Origin of the sequence: Bradyrhizobium iriomotense, from assembly GCF_018129405.1 — a bacterium.
GTDB lineage: Bacteria > Pseudomonadota > Alphaproteobacteria > Rhizobiales > Xanthobacteraceae > Bradyrhizobium > Bradyrhizobium iriomotense_B.
This window is the reverse complement of the sequence record NZ_JAFCLP010000001.1, coordinates 372407-391255: the sequence shown is the minus strand read 5'-3', so window position 1 is coordinate 391255 and position 18849 is coordinate 372407. Positions and strand designations below refer to the sequence as shown.

Here is an 18849-nt window from a genome sequence, read left to right as displayed (position 1 = left end):
GCTGCCGGAAGCTTGCCAGATGACGTTATGGTTCGTGTTCGCGCTGATGACGGTCGCGGCGATTTTCGCCGTGCTCTTGCCGCTCGGCCGCGGCGGACGCGCGCAGGATCAGGGCAGCCAAAATGAAGGCAGCGAAGTCGCGGTCTACAAGGACCAGCTGGCGGAGATCGAGCGTGACCTTGCCGCGGGGTTGATCGCGGCGCCCGAAGCCGAGGCGGCGCGTGTCGAGATCAGCCGCAGGCTGCTCGCCGCGGCCGGCAGCGAGTCCTCGCCGGAGCTCAAGTCGGCGCCGAGCCTCAACTGGCGCCGCGCGGCAGCGGTGCTGGCGCTCGTCGGCCTGCCGCTCGTTGCGATAGGCGTCTACATGCCGCTCGGCTCGCCCCGGCTTCAGGACTTTCCGCTGGCGCAGCGGGAGCGCGGGGCCGGCTCCGGCATGGCGCGATCGCTCGAGAATCTCGTCGTGCAGGTCGAGCAACATCTGGAAAAGAACCCGACCGACGGACGCGGCTGGAACGTGCTCGCGCCGGTGCTGCAGCGGCTCGGCCGCTTCGACGATGCGGTGCGGGCCTATCGCAACTCGCTGACCTACAATGGCGAGAGCGCAGAGCGCCGGTCCGATCTCGGCGAAGCGATCTCGGCCGCCGCCGGCGGCGTCGTGACCGCCGAGGCCAAGGCCGAGTTCGAGCGTGCGCATGCGCTCGACGCCGATGATCCCAAGGCGAACTACTTCCTCGGGCTCGCCGCCGAGCAGGATGGCCGCAAGGACGATGCCGCCAACATCTGGCGCGCGCTGCTGGCCAAGGCCCCGGCGGATGCGCCGTGGCGGCCCCTGGTGCAATCCTCGCTGGCGCGGGTCGGCGGCGGCACGATGCCGGCGCTGTCGGACGAGACCATCGCGGGTTCCAAGGACATGGCCGAAGGCGATCGCAACGCGATGGTGCGCGGCATGGTCGAGCGCCTCGCGACCCGGTTGAAGCAGAACGGCGACGACGTCGAGGGCTGGCTGCGCCTGGTGCGCGCCTATCTCGTGATGGGTGATCGCGACAAGGCGATGGGCGCGTCAACCGACGCCCGTCAGGCGGTCGCCAAGGATGCCGAGCGGCTCCGCCAACTCAACGAAGGCCTCAAGACTCTCGGGCTCGACGGATGATGATTTCAGAGCGAGACGAGCGGAGAACGGATACGCCATGACGCGCAAGCAGCGACGTATGACCATCATCGGCGGCTCGCTCGCCGTGCTCGCGCTCGCGGCCGGGCTGGTGCTCAACGCATTGCGCGACTCCATCGTGTTCTTCTCGACCCCCACCATGGTCGCCGAGAAGCACGTCGCGCCCGGCAAGCGGTTTCGTCTCGGCGGCCTGGTGCAGCCCGGCTCGCTCCAGCGCGGCGACAATCTCGCAGTGACCTTCGAGGTCGCCGACGGCAACGCAAAGCTTCCCGTCGCCTACAAGGGCATCCTGCCCGACTTGTTCCGCGAAGGGCAGGGCGTCGTCGCCGAAGGCGCACTCGACGCCAGCGGCGTGTTCAAGGCCGACACCGTGCTCGCCAAGCATGATGAAACCTACATGCCCAAGGACGTCGCCGATGCCCTGAAGAAGCAGGGACACTGGAAGGACGATTACGGCGCCAAGCCTTCTGAAAACGACAAGGCTTCCGGTGGCGCCAAGCCCGCGGCGACGACCGCGCAGGGCAGCCCGCAGGGAGCAGTCCGTTGATCGCTGAATCAGGACATTACGCGCTGGTGCTGGCGCTCGGGTTGGCGCTGATCCAGTCCATCGTGCCGCTGATCGGCGCGCGCCTGCGCGATGCAGCCTTGATGAACGTGGCGCGGTCCACCGCGCTGGCGCAGCTGCTGTTCGTCGGCGCCTCGTTCGTGGCGCTGGTGATGCTGCATGTGAATTCGGACTTCTCGGTCGCCAATGTCTACGAGAATTCCCACTCCATGAAGCCGCTGATCTACAAGATCACCGGCGTGTGGGGAAACCACGAAGGCTCGATGCTGCTGTGGGTATCGATCCTGGCGCTGTTCGGCGGATTGGTCGCAGCGTTCGGCAATAACCTGCCGCTGTCGCTGCGCGCGCATGTGCTCGCCGTGCAGGCCTGGATCGCCAGCGCGTTCTACCTCTTCATCCTGGTGACCTCGAATCCGTTCCTGCGCATCGCCAATCCGCCGATCGAGGGACGCGATCTCAATCCGGTGCTTCAGGACGTCGGCCTCGCCGTGCATCCGCCGATGCTCTATCTCGGCTATGTCGGCTTCTCGATCTCGTTCTCCTTCGCCATCGCGGCGCTGATGGAGGGGCGGATCGACGCGGCCTGGGCGCGCTGGGTGCGGCCGTGGACGCTGGTCGCCTGGATATTCCTGACGCTCGGCATCGCCATGGGCTCCTACTGGGCCTATTACGAGCTCGGCTGGGGCGGCTGGTGGTTCTGGGATCCGGTCGAGAACGCCTCGCTGATGCCGTGGCTCGCCGGCACCGCGCTGCTGCATTCGGCGCTGGTGATGGAGAAGCGCAACGCGCTCAAGGTCTGGACCATCCTGCTCTCGATCCTGACCTTCTCGCTGTCGCTGCTCGGCACCTTCCTGGTCCGCTCGGGCGTCATCACGTCGGTCCATGCTTTCGCCACCGATCCGACCCGCGGCGTGTTCATTCTGCTGATCCTGTGCCTGTTCATCGGCGGCAGCCTGTCGCTGTTCGCGGGCCGCGCAACGTCGCTGAAGCAGGGCGGCCTGTTCGCGCCGATCTCGCGCGAGGGCGCGCTGGTGCTGAACAATCTGCTGCTCACGGTCGCCTGTGCGGTGGTGCTGTTCGGCACGCTCTATCCGCTGGCGATGGAGATGCTCGCCGACTTCAAGATGTCGGTCGGTGCGCCCTTCTACAATCTCACCTTCGCGCCGCTGTTTGCCCTGTTGCTGCTCGCCGTGCCGTTCGGCCCGATGCTGGCATGGAAGCGCGGCGACCTGCTCGGCGTGACCCAGCGCCTTCTGGCAGCTGGCGTCGCAAGCCTCGTCGCGGTGGCGATCGCCTGGGGTTGGGCGAGTGGCGGTGCTACGCTCGCGCCGCTAGCGATCGGACTTGGCGTCTTTGTCATCGCCGGCGCCGTCACCGACCTCGTCGAACGGACGGGCCTCGTTCGGCTGCCGTTCGCAACGGTGTTGCACCGCGCGCGCGGCCTGCCGCGTTCGGCCTGGGGCACGACGTTCGCGCATGCCGGCCTCGGCGTCGCGCTGATCGGTATCGTCTGCGAGACCACCTGGAACAGCGAATATATCGCGACCATGAAGCAGAACGAGGTCGCCCACATCGCCGGCTACGACGTGAAGCTCGACGGACTGTTTCAGCGTCAGGGACCGAATTACCGCGAGATGATCGCCGAGTTCAACGTCAGCCGCGACGGCGAGACGCTGAGCGTCATGACGCCGTCCAAGCGCAGCTTCACCACGCGCGGTTCGTCGACCACCGAGGCCGCATTGCTGACGCGCGGCGCAAGTCAGCTCTACATCTCGCTCGGCGACGCGACCGCGGAAGGGTCGATTGCCGTGCGCATCTATCACAAGCCGCTGGTGCTGCTGATCTGGTGGGGGCCGGTGCTGATGGCGTTCGGCGGCGTGCTGTCGCTGTCTGACCGGCGCCTGCGGGTCGGCGCGCCGAAGCCGGCGCGGGCCAAGCAGCGCCTGCAGCCGGCGGAGTGATCCGATGCGCCGGATGATGGCCGCGTTCGTTGCGCTGATGCTGCTGGCGTCGCCTGCGGCGTACGCCGTGCAGCCCGACGAGATCATGTCGGATCCCGTGAAGGAGGGGCGCGCGCGCGAATTGTCGCGCGAGCTGCGCTGCATGGTCTGCCAGAACCAGTCGATCGACGATTCCGATGCGCCACTGGCGCGCGACCTGCGCCTCCTGGTGCGCGAGCGCATCGCGGCCGGCGACAGCAATTCGCAGGTGCTCGATTTCCTGGTCGCACGCTACGGCGAGTTCGTGCTGCTCAAGCCGCGCTTCGAGCGGCAGACCCTGCTGCTGTGGCTGCTCGCGCCGGTGCTGCTGATCGGCGGTGGCCTGGCGCTGTGGCTGCAGATCCGGCGTCGCGCGCGGAGTGGTGCGGACGTACCGGCCCCGCCGCTCACGCCCGACGAGAAGGCAAGGCTCGCGGCCTTGATGTCGGACGACGCCAAATCCTAGCTGCTTCAAGTCGTCCTAGCTACGTAATGATACGTAGACGGCACCGCAGAGCGCGGTTCATGCTCTGTTGACCTTTGTCTGGAAGCTTGTCGCGAGATTCGATTCCAGACTTTGAGTCCTCGAGATGTTCGCGAACAGCAATCTGACGATCCGCTTCCTGGTTGGCGCCGTCGTCGCTGCATTATTGTTCCTGCTGGGCATCGGCGGCGGCACCGGATTCGTCGCGGTGCTCTATCTCAACAACGAGATCACCAGCCTGTCGTCGGATTTCGCCGCGTTGAGCGGCCCGGCGCGTGACCATGCCATGCAGATCTACCAGCAGGCGCAGACCGCATTCTCCTGGTTCCTGATCGCCTGCGGCGTGATCGCGGTTGTCGCTATCGCGATCTGCCTCACGACCTGGTTCGCCGTGCGCAACGGCATCCTCAATCCCCTGGCGGCGATCGTGCATGCCATGCGCGAGGTCGCCGACCAGAAGTTCGAGACATCAGTTCCGGGGCTCGGCGGCACCAACGAGATCGGACTGCTTGCCGGCGCCCTCGAGGTCTTCAAGACCAATGGACTCGAGCGACGCCGCCTCACCGAGCAGCAGTTGCATGAGGCGCAGCACCAGGCCGAGCGATCAAAATTTCTGGATGCGCGGATCAAGCGCTTCAACGATCTCGTCGCCGGCGTGGTCGACAGCGTGGCCTCGTCGGCCGTGCATCTGAAGCGCAACGCCGAGACGTTGTCGCGGACCGCCAACGACACCAGCACCAAGGCCAATGCGGTCGCAAGCGGCGCGAGCCAGGCCAGCGCCAGCGTGCAGACGGTTGCGGGCTCCGCCGAGGAAATGACGAATTCGATCGGCACGATCAGCCGCCGCGTCACCGATGCGACTCAGCGCGCCGAAGGCGCGGCAACCCAGGCCGAGAAGAGCCGCGACACCATCCACACGCTGTCGGACGCCGCCGACAAGATCGGCGAGGTCGTGCAGCTCGTGCAGGCGATCGCCTCGCAGACCAATCTGCTGGCGCTCAACGCCACCATCGAGGCGGCGCGGGCCGGCGAAGCCGGCAAGGGCTTCGCCGTGGTGGCCTCTGAAGTAAAGAATCTGGCGCACCAGACCAGCAAGGCGACGGAGGAGATCACCTCCCATGTCGCCAGCATCCAGGGCATCACCGCGGAGACGCGCGGCGCGATCGACGGCATCTCGAAGACGCTGTCGGAGATCTCGTCGATCATGTCAGGGATCGAGGTCGACACCGCCCAGCAGCGCACCGCCACCCAGGACATCACCCGCAGCGCGCAGGACGCCGCACAGGGAACCCTGGACGTTTCCAATCACATCGCCCAGATCACCTCGACCTCGGCGGAGACCGGGCGCATGGCAGACGAGGCGCGGGATTCCGCCGTCGATCTGTCGCAGCAGGCCGAGACGTTGAAGCGTGAAGTCGACGAGTTCATCGTCAGCGTCCGGGCAAGCTAAGGCCAGCCAAAACCTCGGTCGCGGTCGGTCACGGGAACTCGACTAAGTTCCTGTGAAGCCACGATTTTCCGCCTGCGCTAAACTGCCGCATCAGTAGCTCGGCATCATTACAAAAGTTTAACCCTGCCGCCAGCGCACGGTAAGGCGGGAGTCCCCATCTTCAGGTTCGCAAGGTGCCGACATCCGGTACCAAAAGAAATTCAAGGCCCTGGAGATCCCTGCATGAACGACCGTATCGACCTCTCGAACCTCCCGTCCTACCGGCAGCCGCGCCGGTCGGTTTTCTCTGCGCGCAAGCTCGCGCTGATGGCCTCGGTCGTCGCCGGCCTCGGCGCTGCCGTCTACGGCTTCAGCCCGTCGAGCTCGCCGGCCGACCTGTTCTCGAGCCCGGCGCATGCGCAGGTCAATAACGAGGTCCGCAAGGTCGAACGTCCGGTCGGTTTCGCCGACATCGTCGAGCGCGTGAAGCCGTCGGTGATCTCGGTCAAGGTCAACATCAAGGAGAAGACCGCGAGCAACGATGACGGCGACGATTCCTCCTCGCCGTTCCAGCCGGGCTCGCCGATGGAGCGTTTCTTCCGCCGCTTCGGCGGTCCGGATGGCATTCCCGGCCTGAAGGGTGGTGGCCGTGGCCGCGTCGTGCAGGGTCAGGGCTCCGGCTTCTTCATCTCGGCTGACGGTTTTGCCGTGACCAACAACCATGTGGTCGACGGCGCCGACAAGGTCGAGGTCACCACCGATGACGGCAAGACCTACACCGCCAAGGTGATCGGCACCGACCAGCGCACCGACCTCGCCCTGATCAAGGTCGAGGGCGGCTCGAACTTCCCGTTCGCCAAGCTTGCCGACGCCAAGCCGCGGATCGGTGACTGGGTGCTTGCGGTCGGCAATCCCTTCGGTCTCGGCGGCACCGTGACCGCCGGCATCGTCTCGGCCAGCGGCCGTGATATCGGCAACGGCCCCTATGACGACTTCATCCAGATCGACGCGCCCGTGAACAAGGGCAACTCCGGCGGCCCGGCCTTCGACACCAACGGCGAAGTGATGGGCGTCAACACCGCGATCTACTCGCCCTCCGGCGGCAGCGTCGGCATCGCGTTCTCGATTCCGGCCAACACGGTCAAGAGCGTTGTGGCGCAGCTCAAGGACAAGGGCTCGGTCAGCCGCGGCTGGATCGGCGTGCAGATCCAGCCCGTCACGTCCGACATCGCCGACAGCCTCGGCATGAAGAAGGCCGAAGGCGCACTGGTGGCGGAACCGCAGGCGAACGGTCCGGCGGCGAAGGCGGGCATCGAATCCGGCGACGTGATCACCGCGGTCAACGGTGAATCCGTCAAGGACGCCCGCGAGCTCGCCCGCACCATCGGCGGCATGGCGCCCGGCGCGACCGTGAAGCTCAGCGTGCTGCACAAGGGCCAGGACAAGGTCGTGAACCTCACCCTCGGCCAGCTGCCGAACACGGTCGAGGCCAAGGCCGACATCGATCAGGACAGCGGCAAGGGTGCAAGCAAGGGCACTGACGTGCCGAAGCTCGGCATGACCGTTGCCCCTGCCAACTCCGTGGCCGGCGCCGGCAAGGAAGGCGTCGTCGTCACCGAAGTCGATCCGAAGAGCGCCGCGGCCGAACGCGGCTTCAAGGAAGGTGACGTGATTCTCGAAGTCGGCGGCAAGAGCGTGGCCACCGCCGGCGAAGTCCGCGACGCCATCAACGCGGCGCGGACCGACAACAAGAACAGCGTCCTGATGCGCGTGAAGAGCGGCGGCCAGTCGCGCTTCGTCGCGATCCCCATCGCCAAGGGGTAAGCCTCAGGAGCCTACGAGATGAAGGGTGTCGCCGGCATCAGTCGCCCCCGCCGACGGCGCCCTTCGGGGGAGCAGCTAAATTTCGCTTCCCCAGCCTACCTTCCGGTGGAATTACGCCCCCCTCCGTCGGAAGGCATAGGGCGGTGAGGTCCCCCCAGCTTCACCGCCCGCCTTTTTCTCGCTTCGACACTCTCCCGCTCGGCTTGCATGCGATTGCCGCTCGCGCCATGTTTAGAGAAGGTTGACCTCCTTGACCGCCGCCGAACGCACGATGCGCCTCCTCATCATTGAAGACGATCGCGAATCCGCCGACTACCTCGTGAAGGCGTTCCGCGAGGTCGGACACATTGCCGACCACGCCGCGGACGGCGAGGAGGGCCTCGCCATGGCCGAGAACGGCGACTACGACGTGCTGGTGGTCGACCGCATGCTGCCCAAGCGCGACGGCCTGTCGCTGATCGGTGCGCTGCGCGACAAGGACAACGCGACGCCGGTGCTGATTCTCTCCGCACTCGGACAGGTCGACGACCGCATCAAGGGCCTGCGCGCCGGCGGCGACGACTATCTGCCAAAACCCTATTCCTTCGCCGAGCTGCTCGCCCGCGTCGAGGTGCTGTCGCGCCGCCGCGGGGGACCCGCCGAGGACACCCTCTACCGCGTCGGCGATCTCGAGCTCGACCGGCTCTCCCATCGCGTCGCCCGCGGCAAGGACGAGCTGACGCTGCAGCCGCGCGAATTCCGCCTGCTCGAATACCTCATGAAGCATGCCGGCCAGGTGGTGACGCGCACCATGCTGCTGGAGAACGTCTGGGACTATCATTTCGATCCGCAGACCAACGTGATCGACGTGCACATTTCGCGGCTGCGCTCCAAGATCGACAAGGGCTTCGATCGGCCGCTGCTGCACACGATCCGCGGCGCCGGGTACATGATCCGTGACGGCATTCGGTAAACTCGTCCGCACCACGGCGTTCCGGCTGACGCTGGTCTATCTGTTCCTGTTTGCGATTTTCGCGGCCTCGCTGCTGGGCTATTTCGCCTGGAATACGCGGCGGCTGATTACCGAAGAGATCACGCAGACGGTGAACGCCGAGACCTCGGAGATCAATGAGATCTACGGGCGCGGTGGCCTGGTCCGCCTGGTGCGCGCGATCGAATACCGCGCGCTGCGGCCGGGCGCCAACCTCTATCTCGTGACCACGCCGACCGGGCAGGCGGTCGCCGGCAATGTCGGCTCGCTCGCGCCCGGCGTGATGGCGACGCGTGGCTGGTCTGAGACCGCGTACCGGCGGATCGAGGACGCCGATGACCGCGATCACCGTGCACTGGTGCGCGTCACCGAACTCGAAAACGGCTTCCGGCTTCTGATCGGTCGCGACCTCGCGGAGCGGCGACGCCTGTTCGGCATCGTTGCCAAGGCGGCGCAATGGTCGATCCTGATCGTCGTCGTGCTCGGCCTCGGCGGCGGCATTTTCGTGGCGCGCAGGGTGCTGAGGCGCATCGACGCGATGACCGGCACCGCGCAGCGCATCATGACCGGCGATCTCAGCGGACGCCTGCCCGTGGGGCGCAGCGGCGACGAGCTCGACCGCCTCGCGGAAAACCTCAACGCCATGCTGGAGCGGATCGAGGCGCTGATGGCGGGGCTGAAGGAAGTCTCCGACAACATCGCCCACGATCTCAAGACGCCGCTGACGCGCTTGCGCAACCGCGCCGAGGAGGCGCTGGCGAAATCGGGCTGCGAGGCCGATTACCGTGCCGCGCTGGAGCGCACCATCGAGGAATCCGACGGGCTGATCCGCACCTTCAACGCATTGCTGATGATCGCGCGTGCCGAGTCCGGACAGGCGCGCGGCAACATGGATGATTTCGACGCCGCCGAGGTCGCGGGCGGCATCCACGAGCTCTACGAGCCGCTCGCCGAGGACGACGGCATGACCTTGAAGGTGAAGGCCGAGCCGACGCCGGTTCACGGCAATCGCGAATTGATCAGCCAGGCGCTCGCCAATCTGGTCGAGAACGCGATCAAGTACGGCAAGCCGGCTGCGCAGGCCGGAACCGTGGTCAGCATGGACGCGCGGCAGATCACCATCGAGGCAAGGCGCGAGGGCGATCAGGTGCTGCTCAGCGTCACCGATCGCGGCCCCGGCATCCCCGAAGCCGACCGCAAGCACGCCGTCGAACGATTCGTCCGGCTGGAGGCGAGCCGCACGCTGCCGGGCTCCGGCCTCGGCCTCAGCCTCGCTTCCGCCGTTGCGACGCTGCATGGCGGAGAATTGCGGCTGGGCGATGCCTATCCGGGCCTCGTCGCCACGCTGGTGCTGCCGGCGCGCACGGGCGCGGGCGACAGGGTTGCTCCGCCAATACCGGATGTGCCACAGAAGGTGGCATGAACCACTCCGCGCCGGGAAACGCGGACAAGCATGGTGAGAGCCTCGCCGCACGCTTCGCGGAGGCTCCCCATATTGTCGCTTCCACAACCGACGAACGCCGTCTCGAAAGCTGGCTGGCCGAGCTCGAGCCGGCACACTCGGCCCGTCTTGGAGCGTTGCTGATTCGTCCCTTCGCCCGGAATATCCTGGCCGGCATCGCGGAATTCTCGCCCTATCTGTTCGATCTGGTGCGCGCCGATGCGGTGCGCCTGATCCGGCTGCTCGAATGCGATCCGGATGCGCATCTCGCCGCGCTGATCGCTGAGGCAAGGGGCGCGGTGTTCGCGGCATCCGACGAAGCCGAGGTGATGCGACTGCTCCGCCGCATGAAGGCGGAGGCGGCGCTGCTGACCGCGCTGTGCGACATCGGCGGCGTCTGGCCGGTGATGCAAGTGACGGCAGCATTGACCGACGTCGCGGTCTCCTCGGTGCAGGCGGCGCTGCAGTATCAACTGCGGCAGGAAGCCGCACGCGGAAAGATACTGCCGCCCAATCCGGAGGCACCGGAAGAAGGCTGCGGCCTGATCGTGCTTGCGATGGGCAAGATGGGGGCGGGCGAGCTGAACTATTCCAGCGACATCGATCTCATCGTGTTCTTCGACCCTGACGCAACGACGCTCGCGCCCGACATCGAGCCGCAGCCGTTCTTCGTCCGGGTGACGCAGGGCATGGCGCGCATCCTGCAGCAGCGCACCTATGACGGTTATGTCTTCCGCGTCGATTTGCGCCTGCGCCCCGATCCGTCCTCGACGCAGGTCGCGATCTCGCGGCACGCGGCGCTGAACTACTACGAGCGGGAAGGGCGCACCTGGGAGCGCGCCGCGATGATCAAGGCGCGCGCCTGTGCCGGCGATGCCAGGGCGGGCGAGGCGCTGCTCGCCGAGATCGCGCCGTTCGTGTGGCGCAAGCATCTCGATTTTGCCGCGCTTGCCGATGTCCACGACATGAAGCGGCAGATGCAGACCTATCGCGGCCAGAGCGAAGTGGCGGTCGAGGGCCACAACGTCAAGGTCGGCCGCGGCGGCATTCGCGAGATCGAGTTCTTCGCGCAGACCCAGCAGCTGATCGCCGGCGGCCGCCATCCGCAACTACGGGTGCGGCCGACGCTCAGGGCGCTCGACGTGCTCGCCACCAGCAACTGGATCACCTTTGACGCGCGGGACGAACTGACCACCGCGTACGAATTCCTGCGCCGGGTCGAGCATCGCCTCCAGATGATCGCGGACGAGCAGACCCACGCGCTGCCCGACGACAAGGAGGCAGTCGAGCGCTTTGCGCGCTTCTTCGGCTATCCCGATCGCGAAGGCTTTGCGCGCGATTTGCTGCGCCAGCTCGAGATCGTCCAGGGACACTACGAAAAGCTATTCGAGGGCGATGATCCGACCGGCACGGCAAGTCTGCCGGCTCTGGACTACAGTGCGGGTCCCGATGACCCGCGCCTGCTCCACCACCTGGCGACGCTCGGCTTCAAGAAGCCCGCCGCCGTCGCGCAAACCGTGCGCGACTGGATCACCGGCGACTATCGCGTCTTCCGCAATGAGGCGACGCGAAGCGCCTTCATCGAGTTCGTGCCGGCGCTGATCGACGGTCTCGCGCATGCCGAGGAGCCGGACCGCGCCGTCGTGGCGTTCGATCACTTCCTCGGCGCGCTCCAGCGTGGCGGCCGGCTGATCACGCTGCTCGGCCAGAACCGCGACCTCGTAGCGCTGGTGGCGCTGGTGCTGGGCGCTGCCCCACGGCTCGGCGAGATGCTGGCGCGGCAGCCGCAGCTTATGGACGGCCTGATCGATCCGCGCTTCTTCGGCGCGATGCCCGACAGGCTGGAATTGTCCGGGCGGTTAGCTGCGACCGTGCAGGACGCCGCCTCCTACGAGGAGTTCCTCGATCGCCTGCGCCTGTTCGGGCAGGAGAGCCTGTTCCTGATCGGCACGCGCATCCTGTCCGGCACCGTCTCGGCGCAGCAGGCGAGCACCGCCTTTGCCGATGTCGCCGAAGGCATCGTCCACACCGTGCACGGCCTCGTCGCCGACCGCTTTGCCGCCCAGCACGGCCGGATCAAGGGACAGGAGACCGCGATCATCGCGATGGGCCGGCTCGGCAGCCGCGAGATGACGGCCTCGTCCGATCTCGACCTGATCCTGCTCTACGATTTCGACGCCGAGAACCCGGACTCGGATGGGCCGAAGCCGCTGCAAGGCGCGCATTATTTCGCCCGCTTTACCCAGCGCCTGATCAGCGCCTTCACGACGCGGACCAATTACGGCGTGCTCTACGAGATAGACATGAGGCTGCGCCCGTCAGGGCGCGCCGGCCCGGTGGCGTCGAGCCTCGCCTCCTTCGCAGACTACCAGGCCAACGAGGCCTGGACCTGGGAGCACATGGCGCTGACGCGTGCACGCGTGGTGTCGGCGTCGCCTGAATTCCGGGAACGCATCGAGCGCGTCATCCGCGATGTCCTGACCCGCCGCCGCGATGGTGCGGTCATCGGCAACGACGTCGCCGACATGCGCCGCGCGATCGGCCAGGAGAAGGGCGAGACCGACTATTGGGATCTCAAATATGCCGCCGGCGGCATGATCGACATCGACTTCATCGCGCAATATCTCCAGCTCGTGCATGCCCATGACAAGCCCGAGATCCTCGACGTCAGCACGCTGCAGGTGCTGGAAAATGCCTGCAGGCTCGGTGTGCTCGGACAATCGGAGACCGAGATCCTGCGTGCCGCCGCGCGGCTCTATCACGATTTGACGCAGATCCTGCGGCTCTGCGTCAGCGACCGCTTCAAGCCGGAAACCGCCGGCACGGATCTGCAGCGCGTGATGGCGCGCGCCGGCGATGCGCCGGACTTCTCCTCGCTGGAGGCCCGTGTGAAGGAAACGCAGAGCGAGGTGCGGCGCGTGTTCAGGGCGCTGCTGGAAGGCTCGTCGTCTGCTTCAGCGCGGTGAGGGCTTCGCGCACGTTCGGTTCCAGGCCCACGCCGCCGGCATCGAGATGGGCGAAGATCGCGCGCTTCATCCGGGGATCCCAGAACTTCTTGATGTGCTCGGCGATCCCCGGCACGGCCTTGTCGTGGCCCTGGCTCTGGAAGAACTTGCCGATCTGGTTGGCCATGTAGATCAGGCGGTCAGGCGACATCGGCAACCTCCGTGGCATGGCGGGCGATAATCCGGCCACCATGCGAAAACACTTCGAACCCGTCCTGGCGGGCAATGGCGATCAGCGTGATGCCCGCGGCTTCCGCAGTGCGCACCGCGAGCGCGGTCGGCGCGGAGACCGCGACCATCACCGGCGCGCCGATCGCGGCGGTCTTCTGCACCATCTCGACCGAGACCCGGCTGGTCAGCAGCACCATGCCGCCGCGCGCATCGGTGCGGCTGCGCGCCAGCGCGCCAGCGAGCTTGTCGAGCGCGTTATGGCGGCCGACGTCCTCCCGCAGCGCGACGATGTTGCCGGCAGGAGACCAGAACGCGGCGGCGTGAACGGCGCGGGTCTGCAGATTGATCGATTGCAGCGGTGCGATCGCCTGCATCGCCGCCATGATTTCTTCCGGCGTGAAGGTCTGCCCGTGCGGTACGACCGCCGCAGGGCGCACCGCCTCGGCAATGGACTCGATGCCGCAGATGCCGCAGCCGGTGGGACCTGCGACGTGGCGGCGGCGCTCGCTGATGAGTGCCGCATCTTCCGGTGCGAGCCACATCCTGAGCTCGATGCCGTCGTCGAGGCGGACCACCTCGAGCGACTTGATGTCGTCGACCGACTTGATGATGCCTTCGTCGAGACTGAAGCCGACGGCAAAATCCTCGAGGTTCTGCGGCGTCCCCATCATGACGGCATAGGTGCCGCCATTGTAGGTCAGCGCCAGCGGCGTCTCCTCGGGGATCAATCGTGCCCCTTCGGACGCGACGCCGTCGCGCCAGATCTCGCGGTCGATGGCCTGGACGGGCACGTGCATGCCGTTACTCCGCGGCCTCGGCCGGTACGATGCGGCGGGATTGCCGCGCCTGCGCGTCGTAGGCCTTCTGCCAGTCGGACGGGCCGTTCGAGGGCGAGACCTGCACCGCCGTCACCTTGTATTCGGGGCAGTTGGTCGCCCAGTCCGAATAGTCCGTGGTGATGACGTTGGCCTGCGTGTCCGGGTGGTGGAAGGTGGTGTAGACGACGCCGGGCGCGACGCGGTCGGTGATCTCCGCGCGCAGCGTGGTCTCGCCGGCGCGGCTCTTCAGCCGCACCCAGTCGCCGTCGCGCACGCCGCGCTGCTCGGCATCGTGCGGATGGATCTCGAGGCGATCCTCGGCATGCCAGACCACGTTGTCGGTGCGCCGCGTCTGCGCGCCGACATTGTACTGGCTGAGGATGCGGCCCGTGGTGAGCAGCAGCGGATAGCGCGGGCCGGTGCGCTCGTCGGTCGCGACATATTCGGTGACGACGAACTTGCCCTTGCCGCGGACGAAGCCGTCGATATGCATCACCGGCGTGCCTTCGGGCGCCTTCTCGTTGCAAGGCCACTGCACCGAGCCGAGCTCGTCGAGCTTGGCGTAGGAGACGCCGGCGAAAGTCGGGGTCAGCGCCGCGATCTCGTCCATGATCTCGGAGGGGTGGCTGTACTTCATCTCGAAGCCCATCGCCTTGGCAAGGCCGATGGTGACCTCCCAGTCGGCCATGCCGTTCTTCGGCGTCATCACCTTGCGCACGCGCTGGATGCGGCGCTCGGCGTTGGTGAAGGTGCCGTCCTTCTCGAGGAAGCTCGAGCCGGGCAGGAAGACGTGGGCGTAGTTCGCGGTCTCGTTCAGGAAGAGGTCGTGGACGATGACGCATTCCATCGCCGAGAGTGCCGCCACCACGTGGCTGGTGTTGGGGTCGGACTGCAGGATGTCCTCGCCCTGCACGTAGATCCCCATGAACGTGCCTTCGACCGCAGCGTCGAACATGTTGGGAATGCGCAGGCCCGGCTCGGGGTTGAGCTTGACGTTCCAGAGCGCCTCGAACTGGTCGCGCACGGCGTCGCCCGAGATGTGGCGATAGCCGGGCAGCTCGTGCGGGAACGAGCCCATGTCGCAGGAGCCCTGCACGTTGTTCTGGCCGCGCAGCGGGTTCACGCCGACGCCGGGACGGCCGATATTGCCGGTTACCATCGCAAGGTTCGCGATCGCGATCACGGTGGTCGAACCCTGGCTGTGCTCGGTGACGCCGAGGCCGTAATAGATCGCGCCGTTGCCGCCGGTGGCGTAGGTCCGCGCGGCTTCGCGCAGCGCCTTGGGATCGACGCCGGTGAGGATGGCGGTGGCTTCCGGGCTGTTGTTCGGCTGGGCCACGAAGGCCGCCCATTCCTCGAACTCGCTCCAGTCGCAGCGCTCGCGCACGAAAGCTTCGTTGACGAGGCCTTCGGTGACGATGACATGCGCCAGCGCGGTCATGACCGCGACATTGGTGCCGGGCATCAGGGGCAGGTGCAGCGCCTTCACATGCGGCGATTCCACCATCTCGGTGCGGCGCGGATCGATCACGATCAGCTTGGCGCCCTGGCGCAGCCGCTTCTTCAGGCGCGAGGCGAAGACGGGGTGAGCGGAGGCCGGATTAGCGCCGATCACGACGACGACGTCGGTGTCCTCGACCGAGTCGAAATCCTGCGTGCCGGCGGAGGTGCCGAAGGTGGTGGCGAGGCCATAGCCGGTCGGCGAGTGGCAGACGCGGGCGCAGGTGTCGACATTGTTGTTGCCGAAGCCGGCGCGGATCAGCTTCTGCACCAGATAGGTCTCTTCATTGGTGCAGCGCGACGAGGTGATGCCGCCGATGGCGTCGCGCCCGTACTTCTTCTGGATGCCGCGCATCTTCGCCGCGGCAAACGAGAATGCCTCGTCCCAGGACACTTCACGCCAGGGATCCTCGATCCGCTCGCGGATCATCGGCTTGAGAATGCGTTCCTTGTGGTTGGTATAGCCCCAGGCGAAGCGGCCCTTGACGCAGGAATGGCCGCGATTGGCCTTGCCGTCCTTGTACGGCACCATGCGCACCACTTCCTCGCCGCGCATCTCGGCCTTGAAGGCGCAGCCGACGCCGCAATAGGCGCAGGTGGTGACGACCGAATGTTCGGGCTGGCCGATCTCGATCACGGACTTTTCCGTCAGCGTCGCGGTCGGGCAGGCCTGCACGCAGGCGCCGCAGGAGACGCATTCGGAGCCGAGGAAGCTTTCGCTCATGCCCGGCGAGACCCGGCTGTCGAAGCCGCGGCCCGAGATGGTCAGCGCGAAGGTGCCTTGCACCTCCTCGCAGGCGCGGACACAGCGCGAGCAGACGATGCACTTGGAGGGATCATAGGTGAAGTACGGGTTGGACTCGTCCTTCGGCATCCAGTGGTCGTTGGTGCAGCCGTCGGTCTTTCCAGGTGTCTTGGCGAAGACGTGGTTCTCGCCCTCATAGCCGTAGCGCACGTCGCGCAGGCCGACCGCACCGGCCATGTCCTGCAATTCGCAATCGCCGTTGGCGCCGCAGGTGAGGCAGTCGAGCGGATGGTCGGAGATGTAGAGTTCCATCACGCCCTTGCGCAGCTTCTTCAGCCGCTCGGTCTGGGTGTGCACGACGAGGCCGTTCATGACCGGCGTGGTGCACGAGGCCGGCGTCCCCGCGCGGCCCTCGATCTCGACGAGGCAGAGGCGGCAGGAGCCGAATGCATCCACCATGTCGGTCGCGCAAAGCTTCGGGATCTGGTGGCCGGCGTCCATCGCGGCACGCATGATCGAGGTGCCCTCGGGCACCGTGACCTGGTTGCCGTCGATGGTCAGCGTCACCATCGTTTCCGATTTCGAACGCGGCGTGCCGTAGTCGATTTCTTCGATCAGAGACATCGTCGTTCTCCTATTCCGCGGCCTGAAGCGTGGTCGGGATGGGTGCGAAATCCTCCCGGAAGTGCTTCAACGCGCTGAGCACGGGGTAGGGCGTGAAGCCGCCGAGTGCGCAGAGCGAGCCGAATTTCATGGTGTTGCAGAGGTCCTCGACGAGCGCGAGGTTTTCATGGACGCGCTCGCCGTTGATGATCTTCTCGATGGTCTCGACGCCGCGGGTCGAGCCGATCCGGCACGGCGTGCACTTGCCGCAGGATTCGACGGCGCAGAACTCCATCGCGAAACGCGCCTGCCTGCGCATGTCGACGCTGTCGTCGAACACGACGATGCCGCCATGGCCGATCAGGCCGTCGCGCGCGGCAAAAGCCTCGTAATCGAACGGCGTGTCGAACAGGGCACGCGGGAAGTAGGCGCCGAGCGGGCCGCCGACCTGCACGGCGCGTACCGGGCGGCCGGTGAAGGTGCCGCCGCCGATGTCGTCGACGAGCTCGCCGAGCGTCACGCCGAACGCGGTCTCGAACAGGCCGCCGTGGCGGATGTTGCCGGCGAGCTGGATCGGCATCGTGCCGCGCGAGCGGCCCATGCCGAAATCCGCGTAGGCCTTGGCGCCTTCGGCGAGGATGAAGGGGATCGCGGCGAACGACAGCACGTTGTTGATGACGGTCGGCTTGCCGAACAGGCCGTGATGCGCCGGCAGCGGCGGCTTGGCGCGCACGATGCCGCGACGGCCTTCCAGACTCTCCAGCAGCGAGGTCTCCTCGCCGCAGACATAGGCGCCGGCGCCGACCCGGACTTCGAGATCGAAGCTGTAGGCGGAGCCGCCGATCTTGTCGCCGAGGTAGCCGCCGCGCTTGGCTGCCTGGATGGCCGCGTTCATGGCCTCGACCGCGTGCGGATATTCGCTGCGGATGTAGATGTAGCCCTTGGTCGCGCCGACGGTGATGCCGGCGGTCGTCATGCCCTCGATCACCAGGAAGGGATCGCCTTCCATGATCATGCGGTCGGCAAAGGTGCCGCTGTCGCCTTCGTCGGCATTGCAGACGATGAATTTGCGGTCGGCCTTGGCCTGCGCGACCGTCTTCCACTTGATGCCGGTCGGGAAGCCGGCGCCGCCGCGGCCGCGCAGGCCGGATGCGGTGACCTCAGCGAGGATCGCCTCCGAGCCGAGCGACAATGCGCGCTCCAGGCCTTTGTAGCCGCCATGGGCGCGGTAGTCGTCGAGCGAGCGCGGATCGATCACGCCGCAACGGGCGAAGGTGAGGCGGGTCTGGCGCTTCAGCCAGGGGATCTCGTCGGTCGCGCCGAGACGCAAGAGATGCGGCGTGTTGCTGGCGAGCGCGTCGAGCAGGGAGGGCACGTCGGACTCGGTCACAGGACCGAAGGCGATCCGGCCCTGAGGTGTCGCGACCTCGACCAGCGGCTCCAGCCAGTACATGCCGCGCGAGCCGGTCCTGACGATCTCGATCGCAACGCCGCGCTTGGCCGCAGCCTGCTCCAGCGCCAGCGCAACCTCATCTGCGCCGACAGCGACCGCACCCGCATCGCGGGAGACGAAGAGACGCATGCTCATCGCTGTGCCTCCGCGACCAGTGCATCGAGGCGTTTCTGGTCGAGCCGGCCAATGAGGCGGCCGTCGAGCATCGCGGACGGGGCGGTCGCGCACAGACCGAGGCAGTAGATCGGCTCCAGCGTGACGCGATCGTCGGCCGTCGTGTTGCCGAGGGCAACGCCAAGCTTCGCCTCCGCGCGCGCAGCCAGCGCATCGCCGCCCGCAGCCTGGCAGGCTTCGGCGCGGCACAGCTTCAGCACGTGGCGGCCGGCCGGCTTGTGGCGGAAATCATGGTAGAAAGTGAAGACGCCATGCACCTCGGCGCGCGACAGGTTGAGCGCCTGCGCCACCATGGGAATCGCCGCCTCCGGCACGTAGCCGAATGCTTCCTGCAGCGCGTGCAGGATGACCAGCGTCGCACCTTCCTGCCCGGCATGTTCGGCGATGATCTCGGCGCCGCGCGCTTCGTCCCAAGGCTCGTAATGAGGTTCGTAAAGCGTTGTCATTGTTGGTTCTCAACCTGAGCGTTCCTTCAGCGCAAAGTATTTGGAATCATTCGAAGATCAATAAAGCTGTCTCA

The 18849-nt window shown here is 66.7% G+C and carries 14 protein-coding genes; 9 read left to right on the top strand and 5 right to left on the bottom strand.

What is annotated here, in order from left to right:
• The first annotated feature begins 19 nt into the window (after nt 1–19).
• The 9 genes from ccmI (at nt 20) to JQ592_RS01545 (ending at nt 12826) form a co-directional block, all read left to right on the top strand.
• Nucleotides 20–1150 carry a c-type cytochrome biogenesis protein CcmI gene (ccmI, locus tag JQ592_RS01585; protein WP_211401170.1) on the top strand — a complete coding sequence of 377 codons (1131 nt, stop codon included), beginning with the start codon at nt 20–22 and terminating at the stop codon, nt 1148–1150.
• 37 nt (nt 1151–1187) lie between these two features.
• Nucleotides 1188–1715, top strand: coding sequence for a cytochrome c maturation protein CcmE (ccmE, locus tag JQ592_RS01580; protein WP_211401169.1), 528 nt, complete (start codon nt 1188–1190; stop codon nt 1713–1715).
• Entirely contained in the window at nt 1712–3694 is a 1983-nt protein-coding gene (locus tag JQ592_RS01575; protein ID WP_211401168.1) for a heme lyase CcmF/NrfE family subunit, read from the top strand. Before ccmE ends, JQ592_RS01575 begins: the two co-directional genes overlap by 4 nt.
• Nucleotides 3695–3698: 4 nt before the next feature.
• Nucleotides 3699–4178 carry a cytochrome c-type biogenesis protein gene (locus JQ592_RS01570; RefSeq protein ID WP_211401167.1) on the top strand — a complete coding sequence of 160 codons (480 nt, stop codon included), beginning with the start codon at nt 3699–3701 and terminating at the stop codon, nt 4176–4178.
• A gap of 124 nt (nt 4179–4302) precedes the next feature.
• On the top strand, nt 4303–5646 hold the full coding sequence (locus JQ592_RS01565) for a methyl-accepting chemotaxis protein (RefSeq protein ID WP_211401166.1): 1344 nt from the start codon (nt 4303–4305) through the stop codon (nt 5644–5646).
• A 222-nt stretch (nt 5647–5868) separates the two neighbouring features.
• Nucleotides 5869–7449, top strand: a complete 1581-nt coding sequence (locus JQ592_RS01560; RefSeq protein ID WP_211401165.1) for a Do family serine endopeptidase — start codon at nt 5869–5871, stop codon at nt 7447–7449.
• Between the two features lie 271 nt (nt 7450–7720).
• Nucleotides 7721–8401 carry a response regulator transcription factor gene (locus JQ592_RS01555; RefSeq protein WP_080136885.1) on the top strand — a complete coding sequence of 227 codons (681 nt, stop codon included), beginning with the start codon at nt 7721–7723 and terminating at the stop codon, nt 8399–8401.
• A complete protein-coding gene (locus JQ592_RS01550; protein ID WP_211401164.1) occupies nt 8385–9842 on the top strand; it encodes a sensor histidine kinase in 1458 nt (485 codons plus the stop codon). The genes JQ592_RS01555 and JQ592_RS01550 overlap by 17 nt, the downstream gene beginning before the upstream one ends.
• Entirely contained in the window at nt 9839–12826 is a 2988-nt protein-coding gene (locus tag JQ592_RS01545; RefSeq protein WP_211401163.1) for a bifunctional [glutamine synthetase] adenylyltransferase/[glutamine synthetase]-adenylyl-L-tyrosine phosphorylase, read from the top strand. The genes JQ592_RS01550 and JQ592_RS01545 overlap by 4 nt, the downstream gene beginning before the upstream one ends.
• Here JQ592_RS01545 and JQ592_RS01540 read toward each other — a convergent pair.
• Genes JQ592_RS01540 through JQ592_RS01520 form a run of 5 tightly spaced genes read right to left on the bottom strand, consistent with a single transcriptional unit; the run spans nt 12783 to nt 18775 of the window.
• On the bottom strand, nt 12783–13016 hold the full coding sequence (locus JQ592_RS01540) for a formate dehydrogenase subunit delta (RefSeq protein WP_211401162.1): 234 nt from the start codon (nt 13014–13016) through the stop codon (nt 12783–12785). The genes JQ592_RS01545 and JQ592_RS01540 overlap by 44 nt on opposite strands.
• On the bottom strand, nt 13006–13833 hold the full coding sequence (gene fdhD / locus JQ592_RS01535; protein ID WP_211401161.1) for a formate dehydrogenase accessory sulfurtransferase FdhD: 828 nt from the start codon (nt 13831–13833) through the stop codon (nt 13006–13008). The genes JQ592_RS01540 and fdhD overlap by 11 nt, the downstream gene beginning before the upstream one ends.
• 4 nt (nt 13834–13837) lie before the next feature.
• Nucleotides 13838–16723 (bottom strand): formate dehydrogenase subunit alpha, encoded by a 2886-nt coding sequence (fdhF, locus tag JQ592_RS01530; RefSeq protein WP_211401160.1) that lies wholly within the window; start codon nt 16721–16723, stop codon nt 13838–13840.
• A gap of 10 nt (nt 16724–16733) precedes the next feature.
• A complete protein-coding gene (locus tag JQ592_RS01525) occupies nt 16734–18290 on the bottom strand; it encodes a formate dehydrogenase beta subunit (RefSeq protein ID WP_211401159.1) in 1557 nt (518 codons plus the stop codon).
• Complete coding sequence (locus tag JQ592_RS01520) at nt 18287–18775, bottom strand: formate dehydrogenase subunit gamma (protein WP_211401158.1); 489 nt, start codon at nt 18773–18775, stop codon at nt 18287–18289. Before JQ592_RS01520 ends, JQ592_RS01525 begins: the two co-directional genes overlap by 4 nt.
• Nucleotides 18776–18849: the final 74 nt, after the last annotated feature.

What these genes read in the sequence shown, in the direction of transcription:
- ccmI (WP_211401170.1), top strand. Translation starts at nt 20, where the DNA reads ATGACGTTATGGTTCGTGTTCGCGCTGATGACGGTCGCGGCGATTTTC.
- ccmE (WP_211401169.1), top strand. Translation starts at nt 1,188, where the DNA reads ATGACGCGCAAGCAGCGACGTATGACCATCATCGGCGGCTCGCTCGCC.
- JQ592_RS01570 (WP_211401167.1), top strand. Translation starts at nt 3,699, where the DNA reads ATGCGCCGGATGATGGCCGCGTTCGTTGCGCTGATGCTGCTGGCGTCG.
- JQ592_RS01565 (WP_211401166.1), top strand. Translation starts at nt 4,303, where the DNA reads ATGTTCGCGAACAGCAATCTGACGATCCGCTTCCTGGTTGGCGCCGTC.
- JQ592_RS01560 (WP_211401165.1), top strand. Translation starts at nt 5,869, where the DNA reads ATGAACGACCGTATCGACCTCTCGAACCTCCCGTCCTACCGGCAGCCG.
- JQ592_RS01555 (WP_080136885.1), top strand. Translation starts at nt 7,721, where the DNA reads ATGCGCCTCCTCATCATTGAAGACGATCGCGAATCCGCCGACTACCTC.
- JQ592_RS01545 (WP_211401163.1), top strand. Translation starts at nt 9,839, where the DNA reads ATGAACCACTCCGCGCCGGGAAACGCGGACAAGCATGGTGAGAGCCTC.
- JQ592_RS01540 (WP_211401162.1), bottom strand. Translation starts at nt 13,016, where the DNA reads ATGTCGCCTGACCGCCTGATCTACATGGCCAACCAGATCGGCAAGTTC.
- fdhD (WP_211401161.1), bottom strand. Translation starts at nt 13,833, where the DNA reads ATGCACGTGCCCGTCCAGGCCATCGACCGCGAGATCTGGCGCGACGGC.
- fdhF (WP_211401160.1), bottom strand. Translation starts at nt 16,723, where the DNA reads ATGTCTCTGATCGAAGAAATCGACTACGGCACGCCGCGTTCGAAATCG.
- JQ592_RS01525 (WP_211401159.1), bottom strand. Translation starts at nt 18,290, where the DNA reads ATGAGCATGCGTCTCTTCGTCTCCCGCGATGCGGGTGCGGTCGCTGTC.
- JQ592_RS01520 (WP_211401158.1), bottom strand. Translation starts at nt 18,775, where the DNA reads ATGACAACGCTTTACGAACCTCATTACGAGCCTTGGGACGAAGCGCGC.